Source organism: Rossellomorea pakistanensis (assembly GCF_016908495.1).
GTDB lineage: Bacteria > Bacillota > Bacilli > Bacillales > Bacillaceae_B > Rossellomorea > Rossellomorea pakistanensis.
This window is the reverse complement of sequence record NZ_JAFBDZ010000003.1, coordinates 248577-272893: the sequence shown is the minus strand read 5'-3', so window position 1 is coordinate 272893 and position 24317 is coordinate 248577. Positions and strand designations below refer to the sequence as shown.

General features: G+C 35.9%; 31 protein-coding genes and 1 tRNA gene. 9 read left to right on the top strand and 23 right to left on the bottom strand.

Annotation, left to right across the window (positions count from 1 at the left end; genetic code table 11):
* Positions 1-98: 98 nt before the first annotated feature.
* Positions 99-200, bottom strand: a complete 102-nt coding sequence (locus JOC86_RS25340) for a helix-turn-helix domain-containing protein (RefSeq protein WP_419096097.1) — start codon at positions 198-200, stop codon at positions 99-101.
* Between the two features lie 251 nt (positions 201-451).
* Between JOC86_RS25340 and JOC86_RS15265 the strand changes: the two genes are divergently transcribed.
* Positions 452-631 carry a hypothetical protein gene (locus JOC86_RS15265; protein ID WP_205173781.1) on the top strand — a complete coding sequence of 60 codons (180 nt, stop codon included), beginning with the start codon at positions 452-454 and terminating at the stop codon, positions 629-631.
* Positions 632-1002: 371 nt separating this feature from the next.
* Here the strand turns inward: JOC86_RS15265 and JOC86_RS15260 are convergent, their stop codons facing one another.
* Complete coding sequence (locus tag JOC86_RS15260; RefSeq protein ID WP_205173780.1) at positions 1003-1329, bottom strand: antibiotic biosynthesis monooxygenase family protein; 327 nt, start codon at positions 1327-1329, stop codon at positions 1003-1005.
* 184 nt (positions 1330-1513) lie between these two features.
* A tRNA-Val gene (locus tag JOC86_RS15255) sits at positions 1514-1585 on the bottom strand.
* Positions 1586-1825: 240 nt separating this feature from the next.
* Between JOC86_RS15255 and JOC86_RS15250 the strand changes: the two genes are divergently transcribed.
* Entirely contained in the window at positions 1826-2053 is a 228-nt protein-coding gene (locus tag JOC86_RS15250) for a hypothetical protein (RefSeq protein ID WP_205173779.1), read from the top strand.
* A 67-nt stretch (positions 2054-2120) separates the two neighbouring features.
* Here JOC86_RS15250 and JOC86_RS15245 read toward each other — a convergent pair whose 3' ends face one another.
* The 4 genes from JOC86_RS15245 to JOC86_RS15230 form a co-directional block, all read right to left on the bottom strand.
* Entirely contained in the window at positions 2121-4106 is a 1986-nt protein-coding gene (locus tag JOC86_RS15245; RefSeq protein WP_205173778.1) for a TRAP transporter permease, read from the bottom strand.
* Positions 4099-4614, bottom strand: coding sequence for a DUF1850 domain-containing protein (locus JOC86_RS15240; RefSeq protein WP_205173777.1), 516 nt, complete (start codon positions 4612-4614; stop codon positions 4099-4101). Before JOC86_RS15240 ends, JOC86_RS15245 begins: the two co-directional genes overlap by 8 nt.
* Before the next feature lie 112 nt (positions 4615-4726).
* Positions 4727-5719 carry a TAXI family TRAP transporter solute-binding subunit gene (locus JOC86_RS15235; protein WP_205173776.1) on the bottom strand — a complete coding sequence of 331 codons (993 nt, stop codon included), beginning with the start codon at positions 5717-5719 and terminating at the stop codon, positions 4727-4729.
* A gap of 373 nt (positions 5720-6092) precedes the next feature.
* On the bottom strand, positions 6093-6641 hold the full coding sequence (locus JOC86_RS15230; RefSeq protein ID WP_205173775.1) for a phosphatidylglycerophosphatase A family protein: 549 nt from the start codon (positions 6639-6641) through the stop codon (positions 6093-6095).
* Between the two features lie 176 nt (positions 6642-6817).
* Between JOC86_RS15230 and JOC86_RS15225 the strand changes: the two genes are divergently transcribed.
* The 4 genes from JOC86_RS15225 (at position 6818) to JOC86_RS15210 (ending at position 9629) form a co-directional block, all read left to right on the top strand.
* Positions 6818-7540, top strand: coding sequence for an alpha/beta hydrolase (locus tag JOC86_RS15225; RefSeq protein ID WP_205173774.1), 723 nt, complete (start codon positions 6818-6820; stop codon positions 7538-7540).
* A gap of 210 nt (positions 7541-7750) precedes the next feature.
* Complete coding sequence (locus tag JOC86_RS15220; protein WP_205173773.1) at positions 7751-8269, top strand: YjcG family protein; 519 nt, start codon at positions 7751-7753, stop codon at positions 8267-8269.
* Positions 8270-8275: 6 nt separating this feature from the next.
* Positions 8276-8698: a GNAT family N-acetyltransferase gene (locus JOC86_RS15215; RefSeq protein ID WP_205173772.1), complete on the top strand. Its 423-nt coding sequence runs from the start codon at positions 8276-8278 to the stop codon at positions 8696-8698.
* A gap of 256 nt (positions 8699-8954) precedes the next feature.
* On the top strand, positions 8955-9629 hold the full coding sequence (locus tag JOC86_RS15210; RefSeq protein ID WP_205173771.1) for a DUF421 domain-containing protein: 675 nt from the start codon (positions 8955-8957) through the stop codon (positions 9627-9629).
* A gap of 3 nt (positions 9630-9632) precedes the next feature.
* Here the strand turns inward: JOC86_RS15210 and JOC86_RS15205 are convergent, their stop codons facing one another.
* From JOC86_RS15205 to JOC86_RS15160, 10 genes are all read right to left on the bottom strand, one after another.
* Complete coding sequence (locus JOC86_RS15205) at positions 9633-10523, bottom strand: MBL fold metallo-hydrolase (protein WP_205173770.1); 891 nt, start codon at positions 10521-10523, stop codon at positions 9633-9635.
* A 22-nt stretch (positions 10524-10545) separates the two neighbouring features.
* Positions 10546-10827 carry a hypothetical protein gene (locus JOC86_RS15200; protein ID WP_205173769.1) on the bottom strand — a complete coding sequence of 94 codons (282 nt, stop codon included), beginning with the start codon at positions 10825-10827 and terminating at the stop codon, positions 10546-10548.
* A 227-nt stretch (positions 10828-11054) separates the two neighbouring features.
* On the bottom strand, positions 11055-11324 hold the full coding sequence (spoVIF, locus tag JOC86_RS15195; RefSeq protein WP_205173768.1) for a sporulation-specific transcription regulator SpoVIF: 270 nt from the start codon (positions 11322-11324) through the stop codon (positions 11055-11057).
* A 299-nt stretch (positions 11325-11623) separates the two neighbouring features.
* A complete protein-coding gene (locus JOC86_RS15190; protein ID WP_205173767.1) occupies positions 11624-11755 on the bottom strand; it encodes a YjcZ family sporulation protein in 132 nt (43 codons plus the stop codon).
* 97 nt (positions 11756-11852) lie between these two features.
* Complete coding sequence (locus JOC86_RS15185) at positions 11853-12542, bottom strand: DUF421 domain-containing protein (RefSeq protein ID WP_205173766.1); 690 nt, start codon at positions 12540-12542, stop codon at positions 11853-11855.
* A 15-nt stretch (positions 12543-12557) separates the two neighbouring features.
* Entirely contained in the window at positions 12558-12914 is a 357-nt protein-coding gene (spoVAE, locus tag JOC86_RS15180) for a stage V sporulation protein AE (protein ID WP_205173765.1), read from the bottom strand.
* 24 nt (positions 12915-12938) lie between these two features.
* On the bottom strand, positions 12939-13955 hold the full coding sequence (spoVAD, locus tag JOC86_RS15175; RefSeq protein ID WP_205173764.1) for a stage V sporulation protein AD: 1017 nt from the start codon (positions 13953-13955) through the stop codon (positions 12939-12941).
* Positions 13955-14425, bottom strand: coding sequence for a stage V sporulation protein AC (gene spoVAC / locus JOC86_RS15170; protein WP_205173763.1), 471 nt, complete (start codon positions 14423-14425; stop codon positions 13955-13957). The genes spoVAD and spoVAC overlap by 1 nt, the downstream gene beginning before the upstream one ends.
* A gap of 14 nt (positions 14426-14439) precedes the next feature.
* Positions 14440-14910, bottom strand: a complete 471-nt coding sequence (locus JOC86_RS15165; protein ID WP_205173762.1) for a sporulation protein — start codon at positions 14908-14910, stop codon at positions 14440-14442.
* Positions 14911-15404: 494 nt separating this feature from the next.
* Positions 15405-15755 (bottom strand): DUF1360 domain-containing protein, encoded by a 351-nt coding sequence (locus JOC86_RS15160; protein ID WP_205173761.1) that lies wholly within the window; start codon positions 15753-15755, stop codon positions 15405-15407.
* 124 nt (positions 15756-15879) lie between these two features.
* Between JOC86_RS15160 and JOC86_RS15155 the strand changes: the two genes are divergently transcribed.
* A complete protein-coding gene (locus tag JOC86_RS15155) occupies positions 15880-16374 on the top strand; it encodes a CotY/CotZ family spore coat protein (RefSeq protein ID WP_205173760.1) in 495 nt (164 codons plus the stop codon).
* A gap of 133 nt (positions 16375-16507) precedes the next feature.
* On the opposite strand, the gene JOC86_RS15150 is transcribed toward JOC86_RS15155, so the two are convergent.
* A complete protein-coding gene (locus tag JOC86_RS15150; protein WP_205173759.1) occupies positions 16508-16987 on the bottom strand; it encodes a CotO family spore coat protein in 480 nt (159 codons plus the stop codon).
* A 230-nt stretch (positions 16988-17217) separates the two neighbouring features.
* Between JOC86_RS15150 and JOC86_RS15145 the strand changes: the two genes are divergently transcribed.
* Positions 17218-17484, top strand: a complete 267-nt coding sequence (locus tag JOC86_RS15145; protein WP_205173758.1) for a hypothetical protein — start codon at positions 17218-17220, stop codon at positions 17482-17484.
* Positions 17485-17620: 136 nt separating this feature from the next.
* Here the strand turns inward: JOC86_RS15145 and fabI are convergent, their stop codons facing one another.
* From fabI to mgtE, 4 genes are all read right to left on the bottom strand, one after another.
* On the bottom strand, positions 17621-18394 hold the full coding sequence (gene fabI, locus JOC86_RS15140) for an enoyl-ACP reductase FabI (protein WP_205173757.1): 774 nt from the start codon (positions 18392-18394) through the stop codon (positions 17621-17623).
* 79 nt (positions 18395-18473) lie between these two features.
* Positions 18474-18959 (bottom strand): DinB family protein, encoded by a 486-nt coding sequence (locus JOC86_RS15135; protein ID WP_205173756.1) that lies wholly within the window; start codon positions 18957-18959, stop codon positions 18474-18476.
* 167 nt (positions 18960-19126) lie between these two features.
* Positions 19127-20986, bottom strand: a complete 1860-nt coding sequence (locus JOC86_RS15130) for a monovalent cation:proton antiporter family protein (protein WP_205173755.1) — start codon at positions 20984-20986, stop codon at positions 19127-19129.
* 18 nt (positions 20987-21004) lie between these two features.
* Positions 21005-22348 (bottom strand): magnesium transporter, encoded by a 1344-nt coding sequence (gene mgtE / locus JOC86_RS15125; protein WP_419096096.1) that lies wholly within the window; start codon positions 22346-22348, stop codon positions 21005-21007.
* 211 nt (positions 22349-22559) lie between these two features.
* Between mgtE and prpE the strand changes: the two genes are divergently transcribed.
* A complete protein-coding gene (gene prpE / locus JOC86_RS15120; RefSeq protein ID WP_205173753.1) occupies positions 22560-23294 on the top strand; it encodes a bis(5'-nucleosyl)-tetraphosphatase PrpE in 735 nt (244 codons plus the stop codon).
* A 126-nt stretch (positions 23295-23420) separates the two neighbouring features.
* Here the strand turns inward: prpE and JOC86_RS15115 are convergent, their stop codons facing one another.
* Positions 23421-24308, bottom strand: coding sequence for an RluA family pseudouridine synthase (locus JOC86_RS15115; RefSeq protein ID WP_205173752.1), 888 nt, complete (start codon positions 24306-24308; stop codon positions 23421-23423).
* Between the last annotated feature and the right edge of the window lie 9 nt (positions 24309-24317).

Below are 24317 nucleotides of genomic sequence, written 5' to 3'. Positions count from 1 at the left end.
AACTGATAATAAAGAAATTAGCAAGTCCATGAATGTTAATTCTTTTTTTTTTTACTTATTTTCTGTCTCATCTAATCAAATTAAAAAGAGTGAAAGGATCACTCTTCTGTTTTCCATTCATATAAATCTTCAATTTGACAGTTCAAATGTTTAGAGATCGACATAGCTGAGTTTAAATTCATCACTTTTTTTTGATGTATAGCTTTCGAGCTGGCTTTTAGAAATATTCGTACTCTTTTCTAATGTATCTAAATCCATGTTATTTTTAGCTAGCAAATCATTAAGATTACTTTTCTTTGCTTTATAATTTGTCAAATTGCCTTCCACTTTTTTAAAAGTGTAACATAGTTGCTAGATAAAGGAAATGAAGAGGATTCAATCAATGTACAAGGAAAATGATTCATTCGTTTCTATGGTATAATTAATTAGAAACAAAAAAGGGAGTGTCCACTTGAAAACATCAAAAAGCTTATTCAATAATGGAGCCAAAGCCTATATTAAAGAAACTGGTCAGGAAGTCACAATATTGAAATCTCAATATGTAAAAAATATGAAAAGATTTTCTTATATAGTAAAAGAGCATCCAGGTACTTTCTTTTTCGAAGAAGAATTAGAAGCTAAAAAAAATTAATTCAAACTTCTTCGAATGAAAATTTTCATTGTTCCAATCAGAACTATTCATTATCGAGATCGTATCAACTTTGAATAGAGCTATTTCTTACCCCGAACTCCATATAGGTTCGGGGTTGTATAGGCTTTGGATAATTATCTAAGATAGGAAAGATTAATCATATAGCCATCATCAATGTTGCGTTAACAACAATAGGACCTATCGCATTTGGAATAAAATGCTTAAAGATAATTCTGCACTCACTCCAACCGCCTTCGCTCCTCGAATAAATTCTTGTTAAAAGCGCTCGCACCTTCTTTTTCTAAACGTGTTTGCCCTCGATAACCTAGCCTGTCCTTCTGATTATAGACTTCATAATGGACATATAAGAACTATATTTCGAAATAATCATCTCTCTCCACCTTACAAACTCTTAGAGAGAAATTTTTATACCATTCTGTTTTACCTCTTTCTTGTGCAATTTTATGTGCTGATTGCTCCTTCCAGTTCTTGATTGCATCAAGAGAGGTCCAGTATGATACTGTAATTCCTAGTCCTTCCTGACGGGCACTTTCCACTCCTAAGAACCCTTCTTGCTGAGAAGCCAACTCTACCATTTTGTCGGACATTTTCCCATATCCTCTGTCACTATCTGTTCGCTGCGAAGTAAATATCACTGCATAATACGGTGTTTGAAAGGTTTTGACAATTCCACTCATATCCAGTCCCCCAAAAGGTTCAAGTAATTTATCACAGTCACTTCCACTATATTCAGTGTTGAAAACTTCCGTCAATTCCAAAAAGGTTTCTTAATAAAATTATAAAGTCAGAAGACAAAGACAACATATTTTTTTGTAAAAAAAAACTGCAACCCTCAAGGATTACAGCCTTCACTAACCGGTATGATCTGTAAGGGATTTGAACCCCCGACCCCTTCCCTGTCAAGGAAGTGCTCTCCCGCTGAGCTAACAGATCCCATTCATATGTAAATAAATTATTCTAACGACAATTAATAATATATAACGAATCAATAAAATTGTCAATAAGTAACTACAATTCTAACCACTTCTATATTTCGTCTAACTTCCTGTTAAGACTACCACTATTAGTAAACAATCAATACATTATATAAAATAATTCTTGGTAAAATCCAACATGTATAAAGGAACGTTTGTTCGTATATACTAATAATATAAATAAAAAGGAGGTTCCATTATGAGAAGTAAATTAATCCGTTTTCAGCTAGAACAAAGTCCTGTAGAAATGATTTATTTAAGTGAAAAAGGTATTTGTACAAAAAGAACCATAATCATTAAGGAGCTAAACGTTAAAACCTTAAGAGCATATTGTTATTATAGACGAAACATAAGAACGTTTAAGCTCGACCAAATCCTCGCTATTGAGAAGAAAAGAACTTCTTCATCTCGTCCCAATATTATTTAACCAACTTGGTCTTTATCTCAATGAAAATGGCTCCCCCTATACTACATAGAGAAAGCCAGAATATTCTTTATGCTGTTACCTCTGTTTTTTGTCCTCCATCCTTCTTTTTCATAAAGAATTGAAGGGCAACCATTACTATAAATAACCCTAAACCAATCATATCTGTCATGCCTTCTGGATAAATCAGCAGTAATCCTGTAATAACGAACACAATTCGTTCATACCAATAAATTTTTCTCATCCAGAACCCGATTATCCCCGCACCAATAGCCGTCATACCGGTAATTGCCGTAAAGACAACCCACAGAATCTCTGGAATCGTTGTATCAATCAATAATAACTCAGGCGAGAGCACGAACATATATGGAATAATAAACGCTGCAATGGCAAGTTTTGCCGAATTGACCCCTGTTTTAATAGGTTCTCCCCCAGATACACCTGCTGCTGCGAATGCTGCGAGCGCTACAGGTGGTGTGATATCAGCAATAATACCGAAATAGAACACAAACAAATGAGCAGATAACTCAGGAGCCCCTAATAAGATAATAGCGGGTGCCGCTATCGTTGATGTAATGACATAGTTTGCTGTTGTAGGTGATCCCATTCCTAAAACAATCGATGCAATCATTGTAAAGAACAAAGTCAACAATAGCTTACCGTTTGCTGTGTTTGTAATGTCAGAAGCAAGGTCCACAAGACCATTTGCAAGTGTTAATCCTAATCCTGTTTTCGTTACAACTCCTACAATAATACCTGCACATGCAGTAGCTGCAGCAACAGCAAGAGCTGTTCTCGCGCCATCTACAAGCGCATCAATCATTTTCATGAGGCCGATTCTTGTATCTTTTCGAATTGCACTAATAACAATCGTAGCAACAATTGACCATAATGCTGCCCGCATAACACTTATTCCGCTAAGTAATAATACAATAACAGTTAAGATAGGAATAAGTAGATAGATCTTCTTTAAGACTTCTTTACGATTAGGCATCTCCTCATCTGATAACCCTCTAAGACCGATTCGTTTCGCTTCAAAGTGAGTCATAATCCAAATACCTGTAAAGTAAAGCAATGCTGGGATAGCTGCCGCTTTAGCGATTTCCCAGTACGATATCCCACCGATAAACTCTACCATTAAGAATGCTGCAGCACCCATAATAGGTGGCATTAATTGTCCACCTGTTGAAGCTGCTGCCTCAACACCACCAGCAAACTCCTTCCGATATCCGAGTTTTTTCATCATCGGAATGGTAAATGAACCGGAAGTGACAACGTTCGCAACAGAGCTTCCACTAATCGTCCCTTGGAGAGCACTGGAGAAAATCGCCACTTTTGCCGGCCCCCCCGTTCTCTTACCTGCAATCGAAACAGCTAAGTCATTGAAATACTGACCAACTCCTGTTTTAACGAGGAAAGCTCCAAACAAAAGAAAAAGAAAAATAAAGGTTGCCGATACATATAGAGGTGTTCCTAAAATTCCTTCACCTGTAAAGAACATCGTTTTAACAATATCATCAAAGTCAAATCCACGGTGTGCGAGGAATCCAGGCATTACACGTCCATAATACATATACAGCAAGAACAAAGCAGCAATAATCGTAATCGGTAAACCAACAGCACGCCTAGTTGCTTCTAAGACTAATAGAATTGCCAGTCCACCAATAACAAAATCTGTTGTGGTCATTAGTCCAATACGATTAACGATATCCTCTTGCATAATCGGCCAATAAGCGCCTACAACAATTGATAGTATCGAAAGAATAATGTCGTACCAAGCAACTTTATTCTTCTTTAGATTCTTCTTTCTAGCCGGATATAATAAGAAAATAAGAGAAAGTGCAAACCCTAAATGAATAGATAATAGTAGTTGTCTAGGAATAACTTGTGCGATCGATGCATATAGCTGAAATACTGAGAACGCAAGTAACCCAAAGAATATAATCCATTTAAATATTCCCTTTACACTTCGAGTAGCAGCTTCTGGATCGTACTTTTCTAATAATTCTTTTTGTTCTTCTTCACTAAGTGTTTGATGTAGTTTCTTTTCACTCATCAACTTTCACTCCTTTCCATTTTTGCCATAACGAAATTTTCTTAGCTTTGATTGTCACAACTGAACCTTCCGGAAAATATTCCGAAAATTCATAGAGATTATTTCGAAAGACAAGTTTATGATTGGCAATTACTTGACCTATTCTCATATTTATCGAAGTAAACGTTCTGTTTATATTCTCAATGACATACTTACCGTCATCTGTCCGAACGAATTCTCCTCCAGATTCTGAGTTTGAAGGCATACCAATCGCTGTGTCTTCATAAACTAGTTTAGTTTGCTTAATCCGATCATTTTCACTTAGAGCATACCACTCTTCTACTAAAGATTTATGAATAGAATGAGTATAGAAAACGGCAAATTCTTTCTCTTTTTCAATAGACAGAAACAAATAGTCTTCAGGGTTATTTCTTGACTCAATGACAAGATATGTTTTAAAGGGGAAGAGGATGATTACGCTTAAACATGCGAGAAGAATGAAAAAAATAAAAATTAGTTTAACCTTCATGTTTAATCCTCCATCGATAACACGAAATAAAACTTTGATGAATTCATATAGATTATTGTAAACAATAAAAGAATAGACCAAGAAATTCTCGGTCTATCCTTGTTCATCCATACTACTCTTTAGAAATACCTTTCTCATCAAAGTATTTCTTCGCTCCAGGATGAAGTTCGATACCCATACCATCAAGTGCCGTTTCAGCACTAATTAACTCACCTTTAGCATGCTGAATTTTATCCGTATTTTCAAAAATTGCTTTAGTAATGTTGTATACAACATCTTCAGGCATATCTTCATAAGTAACTAGCATTGCTCGAACCGCTACAGTTGTCACAGGCTCTGCAATTTTACTATAGGTATCAGCAGGAATTTCGTCTTTTGCATAATATGGGTACTTTTCAATTAAACTGTCAATCATATCCTGCTCGATTGGCACGATTGAGATGTCTTCAGTTGCTGCTAATCCTTCAACTGCACCGACTGGAGTTCCACCAGTAATGAATGCTGCATCAATAGTTCCATCTTGAATGCCATTTGTAGAATCATCAAATGACAGGTTTCTTGCTTCCAAGTCATCTGTTGTCATTCCATGGACTTCTAAAATTTGTTCAGCATTTAAAAGTGTTCCTGACCCAGCTTCCCCTACAGACACAACTTTTCCTTTTAAGTCTTCTACAGATTTAATGCCTGAATCTTTTGTCGTTACAATTTGAATTGTTTCTGGATAAAGTGTTCCAATTCCTCTGGCATTATCAATTTTTTCATTAAACATTTGTGTTCCTTCAACTGCATAGCTTGCAATATCTGTTTGAGTAAAAGCAATTTGAACATCGCCAGCTTTTAACGTCGCCATGTTTTCAGCTGATGCCCCAGATGTCTCAACTGAGTGTTTAATATCAGTCTCATCTGTAATAAGTTTTCCAAAAGTTCCTCCAAGCGGATAATATGTACCGCCTGTTCCACCTGTTGCTATTGCAACAAAGTCTACCTTGCTGTCATTATCTCCACCGCCATCAGAGGAGTCCCCACTTCCTCCACCACATGCTGCGAGAATCATAGAGAGCATAAGGACTATTGCTGTCCCAAGAAAATAACTGCGTTTCTTCATAAGAAATTCCCCCCTATTAAAATTGTACTTACCTAAACAGTATTCTATCATGTTATGTAATATAATTGTCAAACACTTTACATATTTTCTTAATCTAACTAATAAAAACAAAGGTTTTAATTATTCAGAAAATTACTATACCTCAACGAATCAATGATTTAAATTACTTGAATTGTCTCAAATGTATGCATAATGTATAAACCGTTTACATATACTAGATTGTTTTTTGTCATTAAAAGCTATTATCATTAGATCTCTGATACTTGCTAACCTAATTTTAAAGCTTCATAAATACTACCGACCATGTGGTTTAAGTAACTTTCTTCCAAAGAAAAAAACCAACCCTATAACTAAGAGCTGGCCTTTACCTTCTTCATCCTATTAATTCCTCTTGATCTTTAATCTCCCCATCAGCCAACTCTTCTTCACTGTCTCTAAACCTATGGGCCAATCTAGAAGCAGCATTTGCTGCAATACTTGCGACAATATCATCTAAGAAAGTATGAACACCCTCTCCTCTTTTTGTATCTAACTCACGGATAATTCCAATCTTATTTTTGTCGAGATGACCAAATGTGGTAACCGCGATACTTCCGTAACCAAGTGCCGCACCTAATGCAATGGTTTCGTCCACTCCAAATAATCCTTCATCAGATTCTACAATCGATTGTAATGGTTCGGAAAGCTGTTTATTCTCTGCTAGCATATCAAGCTCTACACCTACCAAAATCGCATGCTGAAGCTCTCTTTTTAATAAGACTTTTTTTACGCTGTCTACACAGTCATCCATCCTGAGTTCTGGATGGTAGGGGTACTGCATTTCAAAAACAATTTCTGCAATATCCTCTATTTTGACACCTCTATCTTCTAAACGCTTACGTGCGGCTAGTGTAACCTCTTGCGAATGAATCGTTTTTTTCATAGATTTTTCCCCTCTCAAAATTACAGTAATACGATTTAAAATGTTGTTCTTTCATTATATCAACTTTTCCGAAAATTCGCATTGAAGGTAATGACAAGGAATTATGATTTAAGTTATGATACAATCTTCCTGTAACCGCTTAAAATTAATGATGAACATTTTTGGAGGTATGAATAATGACGTCTTCAAGAGGTACAATCAATGAACTTAGCCTCTATAGCAAAGAATTAAATGAAGAAATAGAAATGCTTGTCTATTTACCTGCAACATTCTCTCCTTTGTATAAGTATTCTTTACTCATTGCACAGGATGGAAAGGATTATTTTCAGTTAGGCAGAATTCCTCGTTTAGCAGACGAACTTCTTGGGGAACGTGAAATTGAAAATATGATCATTGTAGGGATTCCTTATAAAAATGTAGAAGATCGACGCAGGAAGTATCATCCGGATGGAGAAGAAAATGATGCATATATTCGCTTTTTAGCACATGAACTAGTACCATTTCTCGATGAAAAGTATCCTACCTATCATATTGGTATGGGAAGAGCTTTGATAGGTGATTCCCTTGGTGCAACAGTATCACTCATGACCGCTCTTAAATACCCTAATACTTTCGGTAAAGTGATCCTACAGTCTCCTTTTGTAAACGAGAAAGTCCTAACGGCTGTAACAGAGCATACACAACCTCATTTGATAAATCTTTACCACATCATCGGGACAGGCGAAACAGAAGTGAAAACAACTGATGGTAAAGTTAAAGATTTTCTTGTACCTAATCGAGAGTTACATCAATTATTTGAGGAAAAGAATTTTTCCTCGTTTTATGACGAATTTGATGGTGACCACACTTGGAAATATTGGCAGCCTGATCTAAAACGTGCATTAAAAATGATGTTCTAAGCATTAATTGAAATAAGAAATGGACAATGACAAAAACAACTTAATACAAATGAATATAGGGTGATTCTATATGCTGGTCCAATACCATCATATAGAGTCCTCTCATAAAAAACTCCAAACCATTCGCCCTATGTGAAAATGTTTGAAAATTTGCTATAATATAAGATATGCTCTAATTTAGTATCTAATGGAATGAGGAGGTTGTACAAAATGAATTATGGAATTGTTATTTTCCCATCGAAGAAATTACAAGATTTAGCGAATTCTTACAGAAAAAGATATGATCCACATTATGCTTTGATTCCACCACATCTTACATTGAGAAATGTGTTTTCGACAGATGATGATGGGCATATTAAAGAAATTGCTGACAAACTGCGTAATATTGCGAAAAAGTACGACCCATTTAACCTAAAGGCATATAAAATTAGTTCTTTCCAGCCTGTAAACAATGTTATCTATTTTAAAGTAGACTCAAATCCAGAATTAGAAGGGCTTCATAATGATATGCATGGGCCTGAATTTTTAGGACTAGAACCTGAGTATGCATTTGTTCCACATATTACGGTTGCTCAAAAACTTTCCAATGATGAACATTCGGATGTCTATGGCTCTTTAAGAATGATGGGAATAGACCATGAAGAGATTGTCGATCGCTTCCACCTACTCTATCAACTTGAAAATGGTTCTTGGACAGTTTATGAAACATTCCGGTTAGGTAAGGACTAATTCACAGTGAATGTTTATGTAGTTGAATCAAAGTCTCAGCTAGACGATGCATTTTCTGTACGAAAAACCGTATTTGTAGATGAACAAATGGTTCCTATGGAAATTGAGATTGATGATTTGGAAGACGAGTCTACTCATTTCGTTCTTTATCTCGAATCAGAACCAATAGGAGCAGGACGCTTTCGTTTAGTAGATGGTATAGGCAAGGTGGAAAGAATTTGTGTTGTCAAACATCAGCGAGGTACAGGCGCAGGAAAGAGAATCATGGATGCAATAGAGGAATATGCAAAACAACAAGCGATTCCTTCCTTAAAACTAAACGCACAGACACAAGCCATTCCTTTCTATGAAGGCCTAGGCTACCATGTTGTTTCTGATGAGTTTATGGACGCCGGAATCCCACATAAAACAATGACCAAGACATTATAAACAGAAAAGAAGCTGAGGGTGCCCCTAAATAAAGGGTCACCCTCTTTCATTTTCATTGTATATTCCGCTACGAATCAGACCATAATGTCATAGAATACTTTTGCTCTTTACGCAAAGTTGTTGCTAATAACTTTATGATTCGGTCCACTCCAACTTCTAACTTCATATAATCAAATTATAATAAATTTAGATTTAAACTTGTAAAAGCAACAACACTTGCGAAAACAGCTATTACTTATTATAAAGGGGTCTTTCTATGGATTTATTTGGGATCGCTATAGAACTCACTATTGGTTTTGTTGCACTTTTATTATTAACAAAAATCCTGGGAAAAACTCAAATTACACAAATTACAGCATTTGACTTCATTTCAGCGTTAATCTTGGGGGAACTTGTTGGAAATTCATTGTATGATGGCAAAACCGGTGTGAAGGAAATATTATTTGCCATTATTATTTGGGGAGGATTAATCTATCTTACTGAACACTTCACTCAAAGATATCGAAGGTTTAGACATGTATTAGAAGGCACTCCTGCAATCGTCATACATAAAGGAAAAATTAATTTTCAACAGCTCAAGAAAAATCATTTAGATCTTAATCAGCTTCAACACCTATTAAGGGCTAAAGATATATTCTCAGTAAGGGAGTGCGAATTCGCTTTCCTAGAACCGAATGGTTCACTTAGTGTTGTTAAAAAGTCAATGTTCGAATTGGTTAAAAGACAGGATTTAAATCTTAAGCCATCAAAGGTTACAATCCCAATTGCGTTAATCATGGACGGGGAGATTATTTATGATAACTTAAAAATAATTGATGCAAACAAAGAATGGTTAATGGAGGAAATAAAAAAACATGGATTCCACTCCGCAAAAGAGGTTCTCTTTGCAGAGTGGGAAGATGTGGAAGGGTTCTTTATACAGAGTTATTAAAACTTACCATTCGACCATTAGGTGATTGTTTTTGACGCAAAGATTGATGGTCTTTTGTTCCATTAGATATGTCAAATATGCTGTAAAAGTCGTTCTAAACAAGAGAAGCTGCCCAATATTGTTTACATTTAAATCATTCACATCGAGGAATCTTGATAATAATTTTTCAAATGGAATAGATGTATATTTTTGTATCAAACCCTCAAGAGTGGCCAATTGCTTATTATGGACATTTATATTCTGTTGAATGGTTAAATGAAAGTCTTCCTCAAATGGTCCGTGCCCAGGAATGGAGCCTTGACAAGGGAACTCACTCAAATATTTCAGAGTAGACAGTGCCTCCTTCAGATCAGTAATAAACGGCACTACATGTTTATCCAATGCGGCCATTCCGAAATAGCTATCTGCCGCATACAGGATACCCTGAAATAAAATACCGATTTGCCCATAGGAATGACCAGGTAAACTTAGGACCTCTAAACCAAAAGGTCCTATTTCTAGCTTACCTTCATGGATAAAGTGATCTACTTTAACAGCTTTTCCTTCAAGAAATTTATTCCTTAATTCCGAAAGAGGAAAAGCACCATTCCATAAATAAATCGGTTCTAAAACTGGGTTTTCGATAATAGCCGCTTCCAAAGCAGGAGCAAATATAGGGAGGTTTAACGTACTTTTTATGTAATGCCCACCTCCAAAATGATCCGCGTGAGCATGGGTAATGATTAAATAATCAAGGGGGAACTTGTTTTCGTTCAGTTCATTACAAACTTTTTTCATCGTTGATTTATCAATCCCCGAATCAATGAGCAACCCTTTTCCATCTTTCTTGATATATCCAATATTGACTGCACTTGAAAAATAGAAACATTCGTCACTTACTTTTATAAATTTCAAGAAAATCTCCCTTTCCCTGTTTTCAAACATATTCGTTAAAGTGTATCCCTTTTCCTGTAAACTCTGCTAAAAAGTCAGGTGATATTGAAGAATCGTGCATTATTTTTTTGTTTATTAAGGTTGGGTGCTTCTTTTTCCTTCTTGAAAATTTTTGCTGAAGTCGAGTATGATCCTTTTCCTTTAATTTCGATTTTAAGTTAATTCTGGGTATAGGTACAAATTTAAAAGGATCATACACTATTTTCATTTCTCGTTCTGCATATTGTTTATACTGATGATGAGGGATTGGAGCAATGTAACCCATTTTTCTTCACCTCTCTTAACACTTTACCGAAATTCAATTACTATAAACTATTCGGTAATTTGAGAGATTATTTGGGTGTGAAATTGAAAAAATATGGATATAAGGTTGTTATTTATCGAGCGAGTAAGTGTTCAGGGATAAGATAAAGAAAGTGAAAGGGTGCAACTTAAAGGGATGAAAAAAAAACAATAATAAAGAGGACTCCCTAAAAGGTCATCCTCTCCTCCTTATTTCTTGCCATTATTGGTATTATTTATCATTTTGGAAATGGTTCCAAAATCAAGTTGTTTTCCATCATTAATAATGGATTTAACAATTTTGTCTTCAGTTTCTTTATTTACAGATTTATTGGCGATTTGGGACACTCGTCTAATGACTCCACGAACGGTTTGTTCATCTTTAAAATTAGCGTTCTGTAATGAATTGGCTAATTCAAAAACATCGTTCATATTGACTCCGGTTTTTTTCTCAATATTTTTAAAGAAGTTATTATTCATCTTCTACGCCTCCTTTACAACTACTTTCATGATATGTAATATGCAAAAGATTGGTTCGCCTCATTATGCTAGAAAAAACAAAAACTCCTTTGGTGTTAAAAGATGTTTTTAGTGTACCAAAAGGCATCTAATACAAAAAAATTGGCTAATCATCAATTTTATCAAATCCGTCCTCCCCATTTAGATCTCTGCACATATAGTGTTTCTTGTTGTTCTAATAGCAACAAATCTTATGAATACAGCTAAACAAAAAAACAGAGGTGATCCGTTTGGATTCACCTCCACACACGAGTATTTAATTAGCAGAAACTTGCACCGACAATGATCAACAAGATGAATAATACTACGATTAATACAAATGTTGATCCGTAACCACCGCCATAGCCACAGCCATAACCACCATAGCCATATCCTCCGTATCCATAAGGCATTAAGTATCACCTCACTTTATCCTAAAGCTCCCTATTAACATATGTAAGAGTGGATAAATGTGTATGGGCGATAGTTAATTCATAATAATGATCAGTTTTAATTCTTCTGCCAATGAAAAAGATCTAAAGTCAAGTGACCATCCTCATCTAACTGGGCTAAAAAGATGTCTGTTATACCAATATTTCTTTTTTTGAGCTCACTTTGAAGCCAAGCTTCATTGAAGCCGACTTTCTTTAATGCCGCTTTGTCTACAACCCCATCACTTATAACCATTTGAGGAGTAGTCGCTTTTTTCATAGCTATGTTAATATCTTCAAAAATGAGAGGCTGTTTATTCTTTTTCAACAAGACACTTAAATCGCCATTCGTATCCAATGATGCAAATTCTACATCGGCAACTCGAAATATATTTTTTTTCCTCAGCTGCTCTAATAATTCATCTGTTGTGTATTTCTCTCTTTTTAAAGCCTTTTCATCAATGTTACCGTTCTCAATAAATACTGTTGGGATTCCTTCTACAAAATGTCTAAATTTAGTGCTTTTCAATGAAATTAAAGAAAAGATGAATGGGATTGAAAACCAAATCAGGATACTCATTAGCCCTTCTCCAAGTGCTAAATCAAGATCCATGGAAAGGGTTCCAGCAATACTCCCTACCGTCACTCCCGTAATATATTCAAAAAAAGAAAGTTTAGAAAGCTGTTTTTTCCCAAGGAGTTTTGTGATAAAAAATAACGCTGCAACAATTCCGATACTCCTAAATGCAACTTCAAAATACTCCGGCAAATCCTGACACCTTCTTTACCCTTTTGGTTTAAATAATAGCGCACCTAAAAATCCAAAGATAATAGCCGCAGATATCCCAGAGCTTGTTACTTCGAACATACCTGTTAACACACCAATAATTCCATGTTGTTCTGATTCCTGCATTGCTCCTTGAACAAGCGAATTTCCGAAACTTGTAATGGGAATCGTGGCTCCTGCTCCGGCAAAATCAATGAGTGGCTCATAAAGTCCAAAACCTGCTAATACAGCACCGGCTACAACAAGAAGACTTAATGTATGACCTGGTGTTAATTTGGCAATGTCAAATAAAAGCTGACCAATTACACAAATAATACCTCCTATAACAAAAGCCCAAAAAAACATTGCAAGCATGAGTTACTTCCTCCTTTCCGCATTTTAACAATATTCAACAGAAACCGCATGGGCGATACATGGGATGGTTTCATCTTGCTGAAAAGTTAACGGTGATAATAAAGCTCCTGTTGCAACAACTAGAATCTTTTGGTATACCCCTTTTTTCATTTGGTTTAATAAATGCCCATATAAGACAGCAGCTGAGCACCCTGGTCCACTTGCACCAGATTGAACAGGCTGATTGGCGTCATATATTAATAGCCCGCAATCCATAAATTGATCTTCATTTAAGGTATAGCCTTTTTGTTCTAATAATTCCAAGGCTGTTTCACGCCCGATTTTTGCTAAGTCCCCTGTAATAATAAGGTCATAATAACTTGGATCACGTTCTAAATCTTGAAAATGCTGGACGATTGTATCCACAGCCGCAGGGGCCATCGCACCTCCCATATTGAAAGGATCAGTAAATCCAAGATCAAGCACTTTGCCAATTGTCGCTGAAGTAACACGTGGCATTTTACCAACTGCATTTAATCCATTTGTTACAACTGCATAACCTGCACCTGTTACAGTCCATTGAGCTGTTGGAGGTTTTTGACTCCCGTATTCAGTCGGGTAACGGAATTGCTTCTCTGTTGCTGCGTTATGGCTTGAAGCTCCAGTAACTACATTTTCCGCTCCTTGAGAATCGACTATAAATGAAGCTAGTGCTAGACCCTCCATTGAAGTGGAACACGCACCAAATAATCCAAAATATGGTATTTTACTCGTTCTCGCCGCAAAGCTAGAAGGAGTTATTTGATTAATTAAATCACCTGAAAGGAAAAATTGTACTTGATCGCTTTGAATGTTCCCTTTTTCGAGAGCAAGATTTACCGCATCCTCAATCAAAGTACGGTTTGCTTTCTCATACGTATCCTCTCCCATCCAAAGATCATCATAAAATGAGTCAAAATCCTCAGCAAGACGCCCTTGTTTCTCGAATGGGCCTCCTACAACACCTGTAGAGTAAATCACTGGTTTATTTTGAAAGTGCCAAGAATATTTACCTTTCAACATTAAATCACCCCCATTTTAATCAGAATGGATTTAATAAGGGCAACGACAAACGCAGAAAACACACCAAATACAATGACTGCCCCAGCTAATTTAAAAATATTCCCACCTACACCAAGTACATATCCTTCCGTTCTATGTTCAATTGCTGCAGAGATGACAGCATTTCCAAAACCAGTAACCGGAACAGCACTTCCTGCTCCTGAAAACTGTCCAATTCGATCATAAACACCAAATCCTGTTAAAAGCATCGCAATAAAAACCATTGTGGCAACAGTTGGGTTTCCAGCTGTCTGTTCTGTAAAATTAAAAAAATAAATATAGAAATATGATATAGCTTGCCCCACAATACAAAACAATCCACCGATAAAAAACGCCTTAATACAATTTTTCACAACAGGTCGTTTTGTTTCATGTTTCTGCTCTACCTTTTCATATTGCATCTGTTCAGGTGTCTTTTGTTTTTTGCTCATATTCCTGCTCCTCTCTATGTTAATTCCTGTTGAAGGTCGACAATCTCTTTAAATCTTTTTTCTGCTTCTTTATTGGAGATATGTTTACTTTCAATTCTCTCCTTTAATCGAATCGTTTCTAAAAAAATTTTATAATCACTTGATACCGTAAAATCCATATCTGGATATTTCTCCTCAAGCTTCTTCTTCATTTTTTTTTCAATTTTCTTCATATGAAATCGTTGAAGGTGCTTCACTTTATAGGCAACTAGGACATCTTTATCCATTCCTTGAATCACAGCGGTATCGTATAATTCTTCCAATTTGTCCACATCTTTTTTTATAGCATGTCCGACACTATCTGTTTCTGGGTGATCAACAAGCTCAATTGGAGGTGGGTTTGTTTTTTTAATCAATGCAACTCTGCTTTCATCATGAGGTTCTTCTAAATTAGAGCATCCACTAAACAGGAACAATAAAGGTACTGTAAATACTAGTTTTTTCATAATAAACTCCTCTTTTATAGATTATCTTCACTTATTTTTTTCTTATTTGGAATTTTTATGCCAATAAAAAAAAGAAAAGCGTAAGCACCTTTAACAGGAGCTGAAGCTATACACGAATAATCCTATTTATTTAGGTTTCAATCAAAATTTTATCCTTTCCTATCCCCAAAAAAAGATTGCCACTTAGGACAATCTTTTTTGCTTCTTTTTTTTCTTTCCACATCCGCAACCTTTTTTCTTTTGTACGGGCTGAATTTGAACTGATTTGTTATTAGAAGATGACGGCATATTCATTTTGCTTCCTCCTTCTTTCCATTCCTACTAAATATCATATGAAGCAATTAAATGGCTTGTATCCTGCATTTGCCTAAGGAAAATTGGTAGTTTAGAAAAACAAACTTAATTTCTATGTATAAAAAGCTTTAGCTCTTTAGCTTCCTATATTAAAAACATCGAAGGAAGCTTTAAACTAAAGCTGTTTAAAATAATCAGAATTAAAACAGTTTTTGTACAACCACTTCAATAACCGCCGCCATTCCTGCAACAGCAAGGATGGTTATGATTGGTCCAGCAACGATTGGAAAGAAAATGAATAGAAGATAGAGTCCGGTAGCTGACCAAACTCCTGTACACCAATAACAACTTAGAAGATCGCCTATAAATCCAGTAATCCCACCAGATTTCGGAATTAAATACACTTCTTCTTCCCCATTTTCCGCTTTCTCTCTCAATTCTTCAAAAAACGGAGCCCTTAAAAATTCAGTAATTTTATCAAAAACAATTAAATGTGTAAGACGGAAGGATGCTAAACAAATAACTAAAAATTGAAAGATTGTTAATTCCAATTTAGATTCTCCTTTTAAATAGCCTATTTTCCTAAAAACGGGCGTTTGTCCGTCACTGAAAGCCCTCTCCTGCAATATCTTATTAATGTAAATAAAATCTTTATAAACAAGGAGGAACTTCAATATGGGTTGCGGTAGAGATAGAGATGATTTTGATCACAAAAAGCGCAATTGTGTGTGCGAAGCTGTGCGTGCCATAAAAGATATTCAAGATAACGCAGTTGACGAGTGTGATGAGTGTAAACTAGATTGTTTTCTCGAACCACTAGGGTCAATGGTTAGTCCATCAAATCAACGTCCAAACACACGTATCTTCAAGCTATATACCAAAAAAGGCGATGTATTTAAAGCTCACACTAAAAAATGGCCTTACAAATCACCATTTTTCCGTGTAAAAGAAATCTTTGATAATTGCTGCGCGACACTACAAGTAGTGAAACATAAATGTTCTAGAGAAATGAATGCAGATTCTGAGGACGAATTCTTTGCTAATGCACTTGGCGAAAGTGAGTGGAAATTAACTGGTGACTGTATTACTGTAGATTTAGACTGCTTCTGCGCTATTCAATGTGTAAAAGATGTACACGTTGACTTATTCTGTGACGACAATGATGATTAAGTAATGTTTAATCGAAATAGAAATCTATAAGGGATACCCCATAGAAAATAAGGTCCCACTTTCTTACTGAAGAGAAACCTCTCTAATAGTGTAAAGTGGGGTCCTATTTCGAATAGGGGCATCCCTATTCTTTTTATAACCCAATCATCTTAATCTCGTGTAAAGCACTTTTCTTAATTCTTACATTATCTCCTTGAAAGGTTTTTACCTCTATAGCTTCACCATCATGTTTCTGAATAATTCCTCTAAAGCTTCCCTCCTCAGTTATATACTCACACGGAAAAGGCGGTCTGCCACTAATGGTAACCAATAAATATTCTATTCTCTCTTCTAAATTCATTTCCTTAAAAGGTTTCACTCGGTGAAAAGCTAATGCCCCTTTCAATTCCTCTTGTTTGTCCTTTTCGGATAATTTAAATGAATCTTGAACCACGGCTTCATGATCATCAGCAGGCTTCATAACCCGCTTTGCAATCATTTTTGCTTTTTCTTTTTTTACCGGGTCTTGTCTTTTAGATCGAAACATATCCTGCATATTTGCTTTAGCCTCTTGCATCTTTGGTTGATTTATATACAGTAAAGGATCTCGTCTCTTAACCTCGTCATATCCCATCTAGACACCTCCATAACATACTCTATATTATATGTATGCGAGAAGTGCCCATTGGTTTCATTGAATTAAGAATTGTCGGAGTGGCTCAAATAATGAATACGTGAACCACATTTTGTCGCCATTCCTTTTGCCTAATATCCGGGTGTACCTTCTTCCATTTAAATGGGTTAATTTAAGAAACCTTTTCCTCCATTAAACGTATTTCTTATAAAGATTTAGGAGGTAATACTTTGGCCATTTTAATTGATTTGTTAAACCTGATTGTCTATCTGCCTTTTCGAAAGGTACAACAAGAGGACATAGTAAGAAATATTAACCACTTAACAAAATATGAATGGTTCCAAAACTTTATTAAAGAGGAACAATATAGGAAACTAATCATCCACGATAAGGATGTACGAAAGCTTATCGGGAAATTTAATAACAAGAAAATGGAGAGGAATTCCTATCGGTTGAAGTGTCAAGAAAAGCTATACAGAATTTTACTGAAGAGTTAGATACATCCCCTAATTCATTCCTAAAATAACCATGAACAGAGAGAAGTCAAACAAAAGGGCTACAAATAGAGCCTTTGTTCCATTTTTCTTTAAAATAAAAAAGACTGATCCATCAACGGACCAGCCTCTTTCATGGTTACCCGAGAATATGATAACCTGAATCAACGTGAATATTTTCACCCGTAATTCCTCGAGACATATCACTTGCAAGGAATACAGCTGTATCTCCAACTTCCTCTTGTGTTGTATTTCGACGAAGTGGTGCACGTTCTTCAATTTCTTTTAAGATACTGTTAAAATCACTGACACCTTTTGCTGATAACGTACGGATCGGGCCAGCAGAAATGGCATTCACTCTAATACCATGTTTTCCTAAATCATTTGCTAAGTATTTTACGCTAGCTTCTAAAGATGCTTTTGCAACACCCATGACATTATAGTTGGCAACAACACGCTCGCCACCAAGATACGTCATGCTAATGATGCTGCCACCTTCTGTCATTAAATCCTTTGCCACTTTACAAACGGCTGTTAACGAATAGGAGCTAATGTTTTGGGATAATAAGAATCCTTCACGCGTCGTGTTCATATAATCACCGACAAGCTCTTCCTTATTCGCAAAAGCTATACAGTGCGCCAGCCCATGGATCACGCCAACCTCTTCTTTAATTGCAGCGAAACATTTCTCAATATCTTCATCATTTGTTACATCACATGGTAATACAAGACTTTCTTCACCTTCAAGTGAAGACGCAAGATCCTTAACACTTTTTTCTAATCGTTCACCTGCATATGTAAAAATTAATTTTGCTCCAGCATTATGCAATGATCGCGCGATGCCCCATGCGATACTGCGTTTATTAGCAACACCCATTACCACATAGGTTTTGCCTTGAAGTGAAAGAGACATAATATGATCCTCCTATTAATACATGTTATTAGTACCTGATACTAATTTTAACTTATTATTACTCATTTTAAAAGTATTTCTACAAAATTCTCTGCTTAACCTCTTCTATCTGGTGTAAATGACGTAACTCATGTTTCCCCATTAATTCAAAAACTTGCCAAATAGGCATTTCCCCAAAACGATGATGATTCATCGAATGATTGGCAAGATCCTTTTCAATGTAATGGTTTAAAAAAATATGAGTTTGTCTTCTACATTTGATTAATTCACAAACTAATTGCTCCTTTGTATGAAAGTCACTTGGTGGATCAATTGGAGCGATATGCTTCTGTTTTCGATTATCTAGAGGAGATAAGTTTACTAACCCTACACTCCTACTATTCCCTTCCTCTGCAGCTTGATTCGCAAGCTTCATAAACCTGCCTTCCGCTCCAATTAAATGAAGAATAATTTCGGATATACTCCATTCCTGTTCCGATGGCTTCGTATTAATCTCGTGATCACTTAGTGATTCGATCGACATCATAAGCTTTTCTCTAATCTCATCAATCTTTTTCTCCCACATGAGCTAGCACTCCTTATTGTCATGAATTATTTTTCAAGATTATTGAGTCAATTCTTTAATGAATAGTTTCGAGATTTATTCAACTAATTCCTTCTATGAAATCCGCTTACTAAAACTGATAAGAGCCTACTAAAAAAACAGGAACCACCTAAAGTGGTTCCCTTCTATTAACAGTATTCACAAAACTCCAACTCTCGTTTTAATTCATCGACGTATTCCTTAGATCCCGTCACAATAAGACGATCATTAATATGAAGTTCCGTATCACCATGTGGTACGATGCTATCTTTCCCTCTAAAAATTCGTACAAAAATGACATCCCCGGTAAATGGAAACTTTCTTAATGTCATCCCCTCGAATTGAGCATTCAACATTTTGATTTCGTACAAAGATGTTTCTTGATTAGTTAAAATACTCATAACCGACGGTGATTCAATAAGGGCTCTGAGCAGTGCTTTAGTAGATAGGAATACAGAAAAGACCTCGACATTTTGTTCTCGTAAAGAGTCTTCTAAATCTGGACTTTCCACACGAACAATGACTCGATCTATTCCTTTTTCTTTCGCAGCCACTCCAAGGGTCGCATTGGTTTCTTCATCTCCCGTTGAAATCACAACGATATCCGCTTCAAAAATATTTTCGTTTTCAAGCGTATCCATTTCATAATTGTCAATTTCAATAATCGAGAACAAGGAATCTGAAATACCTCGCTCTGTTTTATCTTGCCGAGTGTGATAAATAGTCGGCACATATAAAGAGGACTTTAATTCCCTTGAGACCGGCATCGTTAATTGATTAGCACCAATAAATGCGACTCGAATCTGTTTCTCTTCAGTCACTTCTCTAGGAAATAACTTCTTAAATACAATAGGTGTAACAACACATGTAATGACAGCTACCAGGATTAAGGTTCCACTCACCTCGGGTGAAATAACTTCCATCTGCTCTGCAATCTTAGCAGCTGCGATAACAAGAGATAAAGTCGATGTTAATAAAAATGCTGAGGCAATCGTCGTTTTCGTATCATACCATTTCTTCAGTAATAAAATTGGGAAGATCTTAGACACGATAAAAGCAATCATTAATAATGGGATTAAAATCAGCATCTTTGGATTGCTAAGGAGAGACCATAAATCTAATTCTACTCCCACCATAACGAAGAAAATCGGAATTAGAAACCCAAATCCAAACGAATCTAGTTTATGTACCATATCCTGATTGGGTCCAAGTAAAGATACGAGAGTACCTGCTATAAAGGCACCAAGAATGTTTTCAGCTCCAACAGATTCGGAAACACCTACTAGCAGGATAATTAAGGTAAATACAGCTCTTGTTCCAATTTGTACTGTTCCGGTGGATAAGCTTTTCATAAATGGATTGTTTTTGAATTTTTTTGCTAAAAAGTACAAGAGAAACCCTGCACCAAATAAAAGCAATAGCAACCACATATTTCCACCTTTGTCTCCATATAAAAAGACAAATACAGCGAGTAATATCATTGTTACTAAATCAGCAATTACTGCAATTAACAAAATGATCTGCCCAATACCTGTTTTAGTAAGGTGATTTTCTTTTAGGGTAGGTAATACAACCCCCAATGAGATCGTTGATATAATTAAAGTCATTAAAAAGGCATTATCAATTAGTCCAACGAGAACAAAAATATAGGATAATAACAATGAAATGATAAATATCCCCGTAAATATAATACTTGATATGACTAGCCGATTAGGCTCATCTTTACCGTTAGGTAGTTTTTCTCTCTTTTTACTTAATGAGAAAGCAGAAAAATCTATTTCAAGTCCGCTCAAAAACATTAAAAAGATAAAACCCAATGTTGACAAGGTTTCGAGCCACATATCTTGTTCAACGAGATCAAAACCGCTTTGACCTATGACCAATCCCATAATGATTTCTGCAATAACTACAGGTATAAAGTTTAATTTTAAACGATGCAGTAAAATCGGTGTTAAGAATGCCACTAAAATAACAATCACTAATGATGATACTGAGGCATGATGCTCCATAACTAATCCCCTTTCTAATTAAATCAAATAGCTCATAAATAAAGTAGCCATCCCAAAATAAATTAAAATACTAATAATATCATTAATGGTCGTGATAAATGGTCCTGAAGCTACGGCAGGATCAACATGCAATTTATGCATTAATAGTGGGATAAGTGCACCAGCTAACGTCGCTACAATAAGGGTGACGAGTATAGAAAATCCTACCAGAATACCAAGAAAAAATGAACCTTGCCAAACATACACAATAACCATGACAACAACACCGCATATCGATCCTGTAATCAAGCCTGTTCCTGCTTCTCTAGCAATGAGCTTCCACTTATTCTCATGTTCTAAGTCACCCGTTGCAATCCCTCGGACGGCGACAGCAAGTGCCTGAGTTCCTGTATTACCAGCCATTCCTGCAATTAATGGAATGAAAACAGCCAAAATGGCGACTTTATCTAGGGTTTCTTCAAACCGCCCAATTAAACTTGCTGTAAACATTCCCAAAAATAATAGAGCTATTAACCAGGGTAGCCTTTTTTTTGCAGCATTAAATGGATTACGGTCAACGGTATCCATATCGGCGACACCTGCTAATTTCGAATAATCATCTGAGGCTTCTTTATCCATAACATCCATAATATCGTCAACTGTTATGATACCCAATAGATGATCTTGAAAATCAACGACTGGGACAGCAAGAAAATCATAATCCTTCATTTTTCTAGCTACTGCTTCCTGATCATCTCCAACCGAAACTGACATAACTCGATCACTCATGATTTCAGAAATCATTGTGTCATCATCACTTATAATAAGATCTCTTAAGGACATAACACCCACTAAACGTTTATCTTCATCAATCACATAAATATAATAAATGGTTTCTGCATTTGGAGCTTCGTTTTTTAAAATATACATTGCTGAACGCACTGTTTGATTTGCTGAAATTGCAATAAACTCAGTTGTCATAATACTTCCAGCGGTATACTCTTCATAATGAAGAAGTTCCTTAATTTCCTTAGCAGAATCATCATCCATAATCGTTAAATAGCTCGCCACTTGATCCTTATCAAGTTCATTCAAGACATCAACAGCATCATCAGCATACATTTCTGATAGCATTTCTGCCGCATACGAAGGGTTCATTTCTGCTAAAATTGGTTGATATTCATCTTCTTCGATATCCAGACCTTCAAATAGCTCTGCCATTTCTTCGGGAGAGAGGTAATGATATAATCGAATCCGAAGATGGTCGCCAATTTTCATAAAGAATTTCCCTTGGTCATATGAATGGAGTGCAGTAAACTCTTCTCGAAACAGATCTAGGTTTTCTTCCTCTAATGCTTGGATTAGCAGCTCTTCGTTGATCATCTCACGTTCTCTTTCTTTTTCTTCCTTCGTTTCTGACATCTTCATTACCCTCCTCTCTTGTTGTTCAAAACTAAGTCCTCATAATACTAGCAAATCTTCATTAAGTTGTCGCCCAATAAACATTAAATATAAAAAAATTTATTCAAAAACGCTTTCATTTTTGTATGAAAATTCATGGTTAAAAGTAAAATGTTATAGAAGGGGTGTAGTAATGAAAATCGATATTATCGGTGATATACATGGTTGTTATCAAGAATTTAATCAATTAACACAACAATTAGGTTACAGTTGGGAAAAGGGATATCCCGTTCATCCACAAAATCGCCGACTTGGATTCGTCGGTGATTTAACTGACCGTGGTCCACAGTCATTGGAAGTAATAAAAATCGTTTGGAAGCTTTGGAAAGCTGGAATTGCCTATTATGTACCTGGAAATCATTGCAATAAGCTATATCGTTATTTTTTAGGAAATAATGTAAAAATCATTCATGGACTTGAAACAACAGTGGCAGAACTGGGTGCTCTCCCTCAGAATAAAAGAGAAGTAATAGGTAATATGTTTAAAGAATTATATGAACAATCCCCTCTCTATCAGGTTCTTGATGATGGGAAGCTCATTATTGCGCATGCGGGAATAAAAGAAGAATATATCGGAAAGGTCAATAAGAAAGTAAAAACCTTTGTTCTTTATGGCGACATTACAGGCGAGAAGAATGATGATGGTACACCTGTCAGAAAAGATTGGTCACTGAGTTATCACGGGGAATCTCTCATTGTCTATGGACATACTCCTGTAAGGGAGCCAAAGAAAACGAAAAATACCATTAATATTGATACAGGAGCAGTTTTTGGAGGGAAATTAACTGCATTCCGATATCCTGAAAATGAAATCATTAGTATCCCTTCTACACTCCCATTTGTTCCTGAAAAATTTAGAGAAATATAAAAAAAGAAGGAGACCTAATAGGCATTAGAATTAATAATTAAATCAAATCCAAGGTAACCTTAAGTTACTTTTCTATTGATTTAATCATTGCTCTGATGACCCGATCTCCATCGTTAAACAAACTTGTTACTTCTGTAGCTGCTGAATATCTTCAGGTAGCTTACAAAAAAAGTTCATCTTTTTTTTACATACAGGATGATAAAATGATAACTGGACACAATGAAGGGCTTGTCTGTTAATCCTATCCATCTTCCCACCATAAAGATCATCTCCAAGTAATGGATGACCAATATGTGATAAGTGAACACGTATTTGATGGGTTCTCCCCGTCTCCAATTCAAGAGAAAGATGGGAGAATTCATCATATTCTCCAAGAACTTTATAATGTGTACAAGCGTACCGTCCATCATTACGTACTTCTCTTTCTATAATACTACTCAACTTTCTCCCAATAGGAGCAATAATGCTCCCCTGCTCATTCTCCAACTTTCCTTCAACAAGTGCCTCATATCTTCTTTTTACAATATTATCATTTTGTTGAAGTGAGAATAGATGATGAACATGGCGATGTTTTGCTACTAACAACAGTCCTGAGGTTTGACGATCTAGCCTGGTTACGATATGAACCGTTGAATGAACTTGATTCCTTTCGTAGTAGCCGATAATAGCATTTGCAAGACTTCCTTCAGGGTGTTCTCGTGAAGGAATGGTATTCATTCCAGCAGGCTTATTTACTACCAGCACATCACGGTCTTCATAGACAATATCCATCGGAATAACTTCTCCTTGGATCTTTTCACTTTTGATCTCTGGAGGAAAAGCTACTTCAAGAAGATCTCCCACCTTAAGCGGGTATCTTACATCTATTTCTTTACCGTTCACATGAATATGGCCACCATCAAATTTTATCGCTTTTAGTGTTCTTCGTGAAATAAGGTTCTCATGAAGAAAGTGTTTGATTTTTTTATTTTCATCTCTTTCTTTAATCGTCCATTTTATTAAATATAAGTTCATATGCTTACC